This window comes from Neisseria sp. P0022.S010 (genome assembly GCF_051956635.1).
The window spans coordinates 1-8,621 of record NZ_JBQCXF010000107.1 but is presented as its reverse complement, the minus strand read 5'-3'; the positions used below and the strand labels follow the sequence as shown (position 1 = coordinate 8,621).

21 protein-coding genes and 1 pseudogene are annotated in these 8,621 nt (G+C 49.6%); 1 reads left to right on the top strand and 21 read right to left on the bottom strand.

Annotated elements, in window-relative coordinates; genetic code table 11:
- The 5 genes from ACTHUT_RS10480 to ACTHUT_RS10460 all read right to left on the bottom strand — a co-directional run.
- Nucleotides 1-120: DUF1804 family protein (locus tag ACTHUT_RS10480; protein WP_440418695.1), on the bottom strand; the 120-nt coding region annotated here is incomplete at its 3' end.
- 2 nt (nt 121-122) lie between these two features.
- Nucleotides 123-320, bottom strand: coding sequence for a hypothetical protein (locus ACTHUT_RS10475; protein WP_070630689.1), 198 nt, complete (start codon nt 318-320; stop codon nt 123-125).
- Nucleotides 317-583: a hypothetical protein gene (locus ACTHUT_RS10470; protein WP_250600823.1), complete on the bottom strand. Its 267-nt coding sequence runs from the start codon at nt 581-583 to the stop codon at nt 317-319. The genes ACTHUT_RS10475 and ACTHUT_RS10470 overlap by 4 nt, the downstream gene beginning before the upstream one ends.
- An 11-nt stretch (nt 584-594) precedes the next feature.
- Nucleotides 595-933: a hypothetical protein gene (locus tag ACTHUT_RS10465; RefSeq protein ID WP_250600826.1), complete on the bottom strand. Its 339-nt coding sequence runs from the start codon at nt 931-933 to the stop codon at nt 595-597.
- On the bottom strand, nt 930-1,148 hold the full coding sequence (locus tag ACTHUT_RS10460) for a hypothetical protein (protein WP_250600828.1): 219 nt from the start codon (nt 1,146-1,148) through the stop codon (nt 930-932). Before ACTHUT_RS10460 ends, ACTHUT_RS10465 begins: the two co-directional genes overlap by 4 nt.
- Nucleotides 1,149-1,160: 12 nt before the next feature.
- Between ACTHUT_RS10460 and ACTHUT_RS10455 the strand changes: the two genes are divergently transcribed.
- Nucleotides 1,161-1,331, top strand: coding sequence for a YegP family protein (locus ACTHUT_RS10455; protein WP_002215844.1), 171 nt, complete (start codon nt 1,161-1,163; stop codon nt 1,329-1,331).
- Between the two features lie 44 nt (nt 1,332-1,375).
- Here the strand turns inward: ACTHUT_RS10455 and ACTHUT_RS10450 are convergent, their stop codons facing one another.
- The 16 genes and pseudogenes from ACTHUT_RS10450 to ACTHUT_RS10375 all read right to left on the bottom strand — a co-directional run bounded on the left by ACTHUT_RS10450 (nt 1,376) and on the right by ACTHUT_RS10375 (nt 8,589).
- A complete protein-coding gene (locus ACTHUT_RS10450; RefSeq protein ID WP_348772604.1) occupies nt 1,376-1,681 on the bottom strand; it encodes a hypothetical protein in 306 nt (101 codons plus the stop codon).
- Entirely contained in the window at nt 1,578-1,997 is a 420-nt protein-coding gene (locus ACTHUT_RS10445) for a hypothetical protein (protein WP_250600832.1), read from the bottom strand. Before ACTHUT_RS10445 ends, ACTHUT_RS10450 begins: the two co-directional genes overlap by 104 nt.
- Entirely contained in the window at nt 1,969-2,205 is a 237-nt protein-coding gene (locus tag ACTHUT_RS10440) for a hypothetical protein (RefSeq protein WP_250600834.1), read from the bottom strand. Before ACTHUT_RS10440 ends, ACTHUT_RS10445 begins: the two co-directional genes overlap by 29 nt.
- A gap of 33 nt (nt 2,206-2,238) precedes the next feature.
- Nucleotides 2,239-2,412 carry a hypothetical protein gene (locus ACTHUT_RS10435; protein ID WP_168164746.1) on the bottom strand — a complete coding sequence of 58 codons (174 nt, stop codon included), beginning with the start codon at nt 2,410-2,412 and terminating at the stop codon, nt 2,239-2,241.
- Complete coding sequence (locus tag ACTHUT_RS10430) at nt 2,409-2,954, bottom strand: N-acetylmuramoyl-L-alanine amidase (RefSeq protein ID WP_250600836.1); 546 nt, start codon at nt 2,952-2,954, stop codon at nt 2,409-2,411. Before ACTHUT_RS10430 ends, ACTHUT_RS10435 begins: the two co-directional genes overlap by 4 nt.
- A 143-nt stretch (nt 2,955-3,097) precedes the next feature.
- Entirely contained in the window at nt 3,098-3,778 is a 681-nt protein-coding gene (locus ACTHUT_RS10425) for a hypothetical protein (protein WP_250600838.1), read from the bottom strand.
- A 1-nt stretch (nt 3,779) separates the two neighbouring features.
- The gene (locus ACTHUT_RS10420; RefSeq protein ID WP_002233845.1) at nt 3,780-4,220 is read right to left on the bottom strand and encodes a Mor transcription activator family protein; all 441 of its coding nucleotides are present in this window, start codon (nt 4,218-4,220) and stop codon (nt 3,780-3,782) included.
- A pseudogene (locus ACTHUT_RS10415) lies at nt 4,220-4,687 on the bottom strand (gp16 family protein). Before ACTHUT_RS10415 ends, ACTHUT_RS10420 begins: the two are co-directional and overlap by 1 nt.
- A 200-nt stretch (nt 4,688-4,887) precedes the next feature.
- Nucleotides 4,888-5,775, bottom strand: coding sequence for a recombination-associated protein RdgC (locus ACTHUT_RS10410; RefSeq protein ID WP_250600840.1), 888 nt, complete (start codon nt 5,773-5,775; stop codon nt 4,888-4,890).
- 45 nt (nt 5,776-5,820) lie between these two features.
- Nucleotides 5,821-6,012 carry a hypothetical protein gene (locus ACTHUT_RS10405; protein ID WP_250600842.1) on the bottom strand — a complete coding sequence of 64 codons (192 nt, stop codon included), beginning with the start codon at nt 6,010-6,012 and terminating at the stop codon, nt 5,821-5,823.
- Complete coding sequence (locus tag ACTHUT_RS10400) at nt 6,012-6,533, bottom strand: host-nuclease inhibitor Gam family protein (protein WP_003751187.1); 522 nt, start codon at nt 6,531-6,533, stop codon at nt 6,012-6,014. Before ACTHUT_RS10400 ends, ACTHUT_RS10405 begins: the two co-directional genes overlap by 1 nt.
- A 23-nt stretch (nt 6,534-6,556) precedes the next feature.
- Nucleotides 6,557-7,045, bottom strand: a complete 489-nt coding sequence (locus ACTHUT_RS10395; protein WP_250600844.1) for a hypothetical protein — start codon at nt 7,043-7,045, stop codon at nt 6,557-6,559.
- Nucleotides 7,042-7,527 (bottom strand): hypothetical protein, encoded by a 486-nt coding sequence (locus ACTHUT_RS10390; protein ID WP_250600846.1) that lies wholly within the window; start codon nt 7,525-7,527, stop codon nt 7,042-7,044. Before ACTHUT_RS10390 ends, ACTHUT_RS10395 begins: the two co-directional genes overlap by 4 nt.
- On the bottom strand, nt 7,524-7,949 hold the full coding sequence (locus tag ACTHUT_RS10385) for a hypothetical protein (RefSeq protein ID WP_250600848.1): 426 nt from the start codon (nt 7,947-7,949) through the stop codon (nt 7,524-7,526). Before ACTHUT_RS10385 ends, ACTHUT_RS10390 begins: the two co-directional genes overlap by 4 nt.
- Nucleotides 7,949-8,422: a hypothetical protein gene (locus tag ACTHUT_RS10380; protein WP_250600850.1), complete on the bottom strand. Its 474-nt coding sequence runs from the start codon at nt 8,420-8,422 to the stop codon at nt 7,949-7,951. The genes ACTHUT_RS10385 and ACTHUT_RS10380 overlap by 1 nt, the downstream gene beginning before the upstream one ends.
- Nucleotides 8,422-8,589, bottom strand: coding sequence for a hypothetical protein (locus ACTHUT_RS10375; protein WP_199900973.1), 168 nt, complete (start codon nt 8,587-8,589; stop codon nt 8,422-8,424). The genes ACTHUT_RS10380 and ACTHUT_RS10375 overlap by 1 nt, the downstream gene beginning before the upstream one ends.
- Between the last annotated feature and the right edge of the window lie 32 nt (nt 8,590-8,621).

The following is an 8,621-nucleotide window of genomic DNA, read 5'->3' as shown; positions in this document are numbered from 1 at the left end:
TTTCCACGCACGCGCAGTGGCCTGCGGGATTTCGCACATCAAGGCCGCCGTTTCCAAAGTTTGCTCGCCGCTCACATAGAGCCGGCGTAACTTTTCACGGATTTCTTGCGGGTGAGCCATAATTACAGTCCCATTTTCGCTTTAAGCAATTCCCAGCCGACCGTAATCACACCGCCGCCCAGTGCGCCGAATGTAATGGCCGTGCGTTTCGTGTCTTGGCGGATTTGTGCAATTTCCGCCTGCATTTCCTTCTGATTTTTCAGAGTCTGATCAGTCTTGTTTTCAATACGCGCCAAGGCTTCCAAAATTGGGTCTTTCATGATTTATCCGCTTTCCGGTCTAACTTTTCATTCATTTTTTCAAGTTTGTTTTCGATGCGCTCCAAAGACGCCGCGATATTTTCGCGGTCGGCTTGGGCATCTTGCTTGGTGTGATAAGAGAGCTTGACCGCGTGCAGCTCCTCTTTAAGGTCATCGATACGCTTGTCCGCCTCTTTCAGACGGCCTGCAATGCTGTTGACCCAAAACCAAAATGCCGCCGTCGCAATCGGCCACAGGGTTTTAAAACCAAATTCAAAGTCCATTTACCCCCCCCTTAAACCGGCACATCGCCAAATACGATACGGACGGAGTAGCCGTCAGGGCGATTGCTGGAAATTTCGAGTCCATCTCCATCGTTACAAACGCAGTAATACGCCGAAATCGTCTGCCAAACTGCACGCTTAAAGGTGTCGTAGTTTGTATTTGGATATTCAAGGTTAAAGGTCGTCTGAAAATCCTTATCCATCCGTACCGTATATTCAAACCCTGCCTTATCCAGCAGATTAGAAACATGGATGACAAACGGCTCTTGTTCACGTGCACGGCTTAAGCCCAATTCCAAATCGGCATGGCGCACAGCCAACTGACGTTCAACTAATTCACGGTAGGTCATTCTTTGATACCCATTAAATATTTTATCCGCTTGTACAATTTCTTAACCCACGAAATATTTACAAATGTATGAATCTTTGCTACAACTTCGCCGTCATACTGCGCATTTTCTCGTGCAGCCCGAAATTTAGCCCTGGCTTCTTCAGGGCTGTCCGCCCAAATGCTCAATGACCAGGACTTGCCGTTAAAGCGGTAAGAAAACGTGTACTCATTCATAGGAGAAACCTTATGTATTTTGAAATCTATAAAGACGCAAAAGGCGAATACCGTTGGCGTTTGAAAGCAGCCAACCATGAAATCATCGCTCAGGGCGAAGGCTACACCAGCAAGCAAAACTGCCAGCACGCAGTCGATTTGCTGAAAAGCACTACCGCCGCCACCCCTGTAAAAGAGGTATAAAATCCGCTTTCACCCTCAGCCCGCGCCCTACGCGGGCTTTTTTGTCAGTCGCCGACTTTACGGGAGTGATTGCCCGCCCAATCGCGCCAAGCCTGATTTTGGTTTTCCAGTTCCGAAACATAGCCGCCAAACTCAGCGGCATGTTCGAGCAGCGTTGCCGTCTTGCCATCTTTCGGCGGATGTGGGCGCACCGGCGCAACCATCAACGCAGCGGGCGGTGTCGGCATGACCGCCTTTTCGACAACCTTAATTTCCGTAGCCGAGGGCGCGGGCGTAGAGGCGCAGGCTGTGAGAGCCAAGGCCGTCAATACAACCGCCGCCTGCTTTTTGGCGGTCTTGAGTAAGCGCATTTTCAATTTCCTTTTTGTTTTGCGTTTTCAGGCGGCTTACTTCCGCCTGCTTTTGTGCCAATTTCACACCGACGGCGTGCGCCTTGGCTTCAGATTGTTTTGCTTCCGCGCGTGCCTGTTCCAGCTCGCGCGCATAGTTTTGAGCCGACAACAGCAGGGCTTGCGCCTTGTCATGCTCCATTTTCTCAATGACCGCCTGCTGCTTTGCGAACGCCGACTTATAGCCTTGATGGTGCGACACCGCCAAACCCGTGCCGACAAGCGCGATGATGGCAATCGGCTGCCAGTTATTCGCCAGCAGTTTCACGAGATTCATTCTCGACCTCCTGTCGCTTCACGCTAACCAGCGAGCGCGCCACCGCATAGCCGCCCACAATGCCTAAGTACACCGCCCAAATTTCCGCCGATGGGTCAGGCAGCATAACAAACTTAAACGTCCCAGCCGCGCAGGCAACGTTTGCCCATAACTTCGAATGTGAAATGCCGCCTGTCGCGGGGTTTTTAAAAATGTCAAAAATACGCATCTTAATAACCATCCCAACCGTCAATCATATTTCTTACTTTCTCGCCTTGCGTTTACGCGCCGCGCGTTTGGCTGCCGCCACGCCCGACTTGCCCAGGCGCATAGACGGATGTTGTTTCAAATAGCCAATGCTGGCAGGCTTAATCTCAAATTCAGGCATCTGCGGTTTCAAGACAGACAGAGCCAAAGCAATCAAAGACTTTTTCATACCTTCGCCGCTCCCAATTCCATTGCAATCGCGTCCGCAATCGCGCGGCAGATGCCCCATTTAGTCGTCTTAAACAAGGCCAAATCAGTGTCGTTACTGATAAAAAACGGCTCAAACACAATGCCGCCGGCCTGCGCATAAGCCAAGCGCGAATGCTGGCCCGCATTGTCGGGTTTAAAGCCGTCTTCGCCGCGTAGTTTCCAGCCGGTCGCCTTGGCAACAGCCTTGCTCAATACCTGACACCAGCGTTTGTTTTTCGGCGTGGACAAGGCTTCGATGCCTGTCGCCGCCTTACTCACGGCTGCATTAGTGTGAAACTCAATCGCCACATCCGAGCCGCGAATCAGCTTGACCGCTTCGCGCAGCGGCATATTGCCTTTGCCTTCGCCGTCGGTGCGTACGGTCAGGCCGTAATCGTTACGCAAAATAGATGCCACGATGTTGCGCATATCCTGCGCCAAGTCCGCCTCACGGTCGCTTCCGTTGACCGCGCCCGGGTCGGTGTTGCTGTGTCCGGCAGTCAGACAAACAATTTTGCTCATTAAAGCCTCCCTCAAAATCAGATTAAAATGCACTTTCAGAGGCTTACATTTTCAAACGTCATGGCTTTTGCAGCGGGCGAAACAGTGTCAGTAGGCAACAAAAAGGCCGTCTGTTGTTCAGACGGCCTTGGCATGATTCAACCTTATTTGATTTTCATCGGACAAGTAAATGTGTCAAAGGGTTCATCTCCAGTCAACACGGCTAAACAATCATTGATAGGCAGATTGATACCTTTACGGGCATAGACAGTTGCCTCAGCTTCAGGAGGATGTTTAATTTGCTCTTTACAAGCGGCCATAGCGTTATCGTAGTTTTGTTTATAATTGGCAACCATAGCGTTTTGGTTTTGTCTGGCGGTAAAGTAGTCATATGCAGCATTGGCGGCATTGGTACACTGATACAATCCAGCCTTATCTTCCAAAAATGGCCCACCGAAAGTTTCATCGGCTGATTTGGCGACAGCGATAAAAGCCTCGTTAAATGTCTTGACCTCCGCCAAATTGCTACCGTTTAACACCATGCCGCGGCTCTCCTTTTCAGCTTGAGCAAGCAATGCCACCAATTTTTCCGCATGGCTTTTCAGTTCGCCGTGCCGGCGGATTTTGTCTAAATTATTCTCCCCTATAAAGTATTCTTCGTTTTTCAGGCGCTCCACGATTTTCACTTTCGGGTCAGGCTGAGTTTCTTGCTGTGCTGGGGCTGTCGGTTTGACTTCCTCCGATACTTGCCCACAAGCCGCCAAACCCAACGCCAGCAGCACAAAATAAAACGTTTTCATATTTTTCTCCAAAATAAAATGCCATACATCTGCATGGCATTCCATTCTAAAACAAATTCTCCTGCTCCGCTTCCTTATCCGCCTGCTTTAAAATTCGCCACACATGGCGATCGCTGAGACGGTGTGCCAAGGCCAAATCGTTAACGGCCTCATAAGCAGGGGTACCGCCTGCCGTCTGTCGGTCAAACTGACTGCGGATTTTACGGTTACGCAGCTCATACAAGGCCGTCTCGCAGCGGGGTATAAACAGATTGCACGGAGCCATTGCCTCTACCAGCCGACCGGCCGCCTCACTGCCGATAATCTCCTCCAAGTATGCAACACGGGATTGACTGTTTTTCGTATAACCCTGCCGCAACGGATAAGTCGTACCGCCCATCAGGCGTACCAACTCCAGCGTTTCATTAAACCCGATGACCGTAATCAACGCCTGTACACTATCAGGGAGCAGATGCTTGACTGCGCCAAAATCTGCCGTCTCATACATCACACAGCCCCTTTCTTACGGCGGTTCGCACTAATCTGCAATGCCGCCACCAACTTGTGCATATTGCCGTCTGACAACCATTCCACGCGGTCAACCTTAAACATCTTTTTCGCCGTACCATGCGCATAATTCCAAGTCCAGCCGTTATCCAGCAGCAGGGCTTCGATTTTCCGCATCATCGGATCGGCAGAGCTTCGGCGGTTCGGGCGACGGCCTGCCGTTTTCTTCGGCGCAAACCCATATGAATGCCCTTATAAAAAAGGGGAAGTAAGGCGACGGCCTGCCGTTTTCTTCGGCGCAAACCCATGTTGGCGCAAATCCTCTACTACGCGTTCCAGCTCGGGGATACTGCACTCGGTACACGACCGCTTTCCCGTCACGCGCTCCAACACCGCGCGATAGGTACCGTCATCCAAGCCCAGCTCCTTTTGAGCAATCTTAATTTTCGCAATCAACGCCCGGCGCATTATCTCTCCAATACAACATATAGTATAAATTAGCGTATATTATACCAATAAAATACAATATATAGTATTAAGTCGATGTTTTTTTTGCGAAACTGACAGACATAAAAAAGGCCGTCTGAAACAGGTTTTAAACCCCATTTCAGACGGCCTTTAATCAAGCTTTAAAAATCCCAGCCTTCAGAATCCATCCCAACCCTCCATCATTCCTGCCAACCTCCAAGTAAATCCACCAACTCACCAAGAATCGTACTCAGTGCAGCCGCCATCAGTAGCTGTGTAGCATAAGCCATACTTTCCGCATCATCGCAGCTGCCTTCAGCTTCTTCCTGCACAACGTCCAGCCATTGGATACGTTTCAGTGTTAAATCCTGTGTCAGGATAAATGCCACGCGGTCATTCCAAATCAAGCCAAGTTCGGTTACAGTCATGCCGTTTTTGGCGTGTTGTACCACATCTTCGGCGGTAAGGTCTTTGCGGCTGATTTTAACTTTGGGAGCAACATCGCCCACACCGACCAGGGTAACATCACTATCTAACACAAACCGCCCCTGAGCTTCGCCCTGCAACAGCCAATTGGTCATCAATGATGTCGGCGATTGACGGGTGAGAGGCTGTTGAGCAGGCAGGCCGCCAAGGGCTTCGCGCAACTTGGTCAACAGGTTTTCGGCCTTGCGGCGATTTGCCGTATCAACGAATAACCACTCGCCAGTAAATAAACCATAAGTGCGACTGCTTTTAGTCAAGGCATTAGGCAGCAGATTATCGATAATTGCTTCGCGTAATTCATGCTTTTCTCTGCGGCCAACATTACGGCCTTCGGCAGTTTGGATCTTAACAACCTGTTCGTCCAATTTATGCTTGATAGCGGCACTGGGTAATACTTTTTCGTCTCGCCTCAAATTAATAAGCATAGTCTTTTGAGCTTCAAAAATAATAGGCAGCCCAAATGGGACCGGAGCATAAAAGCCTTCACTAAACCAGTCTAATCCGGCAGGAGAACAAAACCAGTTTTCTGCAATTGCTATTTTGAGGCGTTCAACTTCCGGTAATTCAAACACACGGAATGGAGTAACTTGTTTAAACCACATATCTAATCCTTTTTTCAAAAATGGCGGGTTGTTCCCCGCCGTGGGTCAATTTACTTTACTCAGCCTTTTTGCGGCCTCAAACTCAACCGCATCCATCAATTTCTTGATGTTATAAGCTGTCATCTGCGCCATCGTCAGTTCGCCTTTCGGATCCAAATCGCCGTCATAACTAATGGTCACGCCGTTCAGGCCGTTTACTGGCATCTCGTCTTTTATCGTAATAACAATTTTTGCCATCACACCAACTCCTGCTCAGTAGGCTCAATCACAAAATCCTCAAGCCCCGACACAATCTTAATCCCCGGCACTTGGCCGTCTGAAAAACGCTCTTTTTGATTCAGGATAGCATCTTTGTCGATTTCCTTTTTCGTACGTACAAACTCGGCAAAGGCGGATTTCTCGGAGAGCCACGCCAAGACGGCGGCCACGCCCGTTACCTTGACGGATGGCGGACGGATGCGCCATTTAATTAGGCCGGTAGTAAAGTCCACGGTTTTGGTTTTACCGTTTTCCGTCAGCTCGTCCTTATGCGCTTCGCAGTAGGCGGCCACACGTTCGGTCAGGCTCATGATTTCGGCACACATCGGCGCGGCTTTAGCGGCATATTCTTCTTCGATGACTGCTTTTTTGTCTCCGGCTTCGGTTTCCAGGCGTTTGACTTCGCGCTGCAAATCGCCGATTTTACGGATAAACGCAGTAACTTCCGCTTTGTCTTGTGCCGCTTCGATAGCGGGCTGTTTGATTCGGGTTTTAGCCATTTTCTCTTTCCTTTCAGGTTGGTTTAACATTTCGGCTTGCTCAAGCCTTGTTCGCGTTCGCGCTTGGCAAGTGCCTCAACTTTTGCGCGGTGTTTCAAAATCTGCTCGGCGGTGGTTTCAGCCGGAGGCGGTATCAGCGACTTGCCTTTTAATACCCCTTTAATCACGCCCTGTATGCGGTTTAAAGCCGATTTCCCATTCGCTTTTTCCTCCTCCGTAGGGTGGTAATGGTGTTCCAGCTTCAACGGCTCCGGCGGTGGCGGCAGCTTGTCTAAAAAATCTTTCGGACTCGGCCAGCGGCTCATTTCATTGGCCAATACCATAAAGGCCGTCTGAAAGCGCGGTACATCTCGCGCTTCGTCCCACGCCCGGCCGTGCGCCAATACACGGCTCCATGTTTGCGCAGTGGCGGCCACAGTGTCGGCAGCCGGCGAACCACTCAGACGCAGGGTCAAAAGCATGGTCAGGCCGTCGATCATGGCGTTATGCAGTTGGGTAGGCAGTTCTTTCATTTTTTCAGTCCTTGCAGCGACGCGGCTGCAGTAAGGGTTTGGCTGGGGTTGGCCGGCAGAGCGGCGCGGCGGTTTGGTTGGTTTGTCTGATTCCCTGCGCTTGGCTGGCCGACCCAGCCTGCAAGGATTTCATACAGGTAGCCGTGCGACTTCAGCGGCGTTTTCAGACGGCCTTGGTCGCGTGCATTAACGGTTTCATTAAAACCGTGAATCCAAGCCTCGGCAGGAGCAGGGAAACAAACCCCGTCGCGTGCCGCCTCCTGAGCCTTAATCATCGGCAGCAACTCACTCAGCAGTTTCGCGGTTCGCCCCCAAGAGAGCTGGGACTTGGCGGGGCGGAAGAGACCAATGTAGCGGATAGCCGCTTTCCCGATATCGGCATCAAGTTCCAGCAACATCTTCAGCACTTCGGCTGCTTCAGCATCGCTGACCAAGCTATCTAAGCTGTTGGACGCGCCACAGTTGGGACAACGGCAAATCATGTTTCAATCTCCCAAACATCGCTGCGACGGATAATTTTTAAAGTTTTGACTTTTCGCCGAATCCATTGACCACAATATTCGCAACAACGACTGTTTTTATTAATTTCTCGCCATTTGTGCGTAAATTCACTAATGGCGCAGCTTCCGATACGCTGGTAATCACTCCATTTGACTTCTTTAATGACTTTCGCACCCAGTTTATACGCATAAATCTCTACTTTTTCGCTAGGTAAAAAACTGATTTCTGCACCGATAAACCATCCGTTAGTGTCATGCCACCCGATGCGCCAAATACCCGTGTTAAATTTGGCGATAACCGGCATACCTCTATGTGGTATAACTTTTTTGTTCTTTTTCAAGAATCTATAAATAAAGTTGCTATATTTCGGACTCTTTTTAGGGTTGTATTGCTCAATGTCCATCACACTTCCTTCCATATTGCCATCACATCATCCAAGGCTTCGCGGTAATTGCTTCCATAGCCTCTAATGCCGTATTCGGTTAACCTGCAACAGGTCTTCTCACCATTTTCTTTTGAAAATTCGGCTGACCCGACTTCAATCAAGAAATCCAGCCTTTCCGTATCCTTTACAGCCTGTTTAAATTTTGGAGAGAAATCCAAAACACTAGATTCTTGGTCAACAATATCGTTACTCGAAGACAGCAAGGTATCCAATACGGTCATAATCCAAGGCAAATTGGCGTTGGCAGACTTATATTCCAAAGCTTCAAACACTTCATCCGCAGGCGCATTGCTCAGATATTCGAAATCATCTTCATCCTCTGGGTCGGCAGGTTGATAAACCGGATTCAAACCCTGCTCAATTTTGTTTAAAAACTCGACCAGTTCCCATACTGCGTCAAGGTCTTCTTTATTTGGTTTAGTGATCTTCATCACGCCTCCTCCCATAAAGTTATCGCCCGAGCCAAAGTTTCCGCTTCCGCCGTTTTCCACATCCCGTCCGGCGACCGTGCGGCGATTACAAACCCTTCGCCGTCCTTCTTCATGAGCATCAGCTCGCCACGGTCTTCGATCCATTCGGCAATTTCTTTTGCATTCATTTTTAAATTCCTTTTAAATCAATACCTTATAT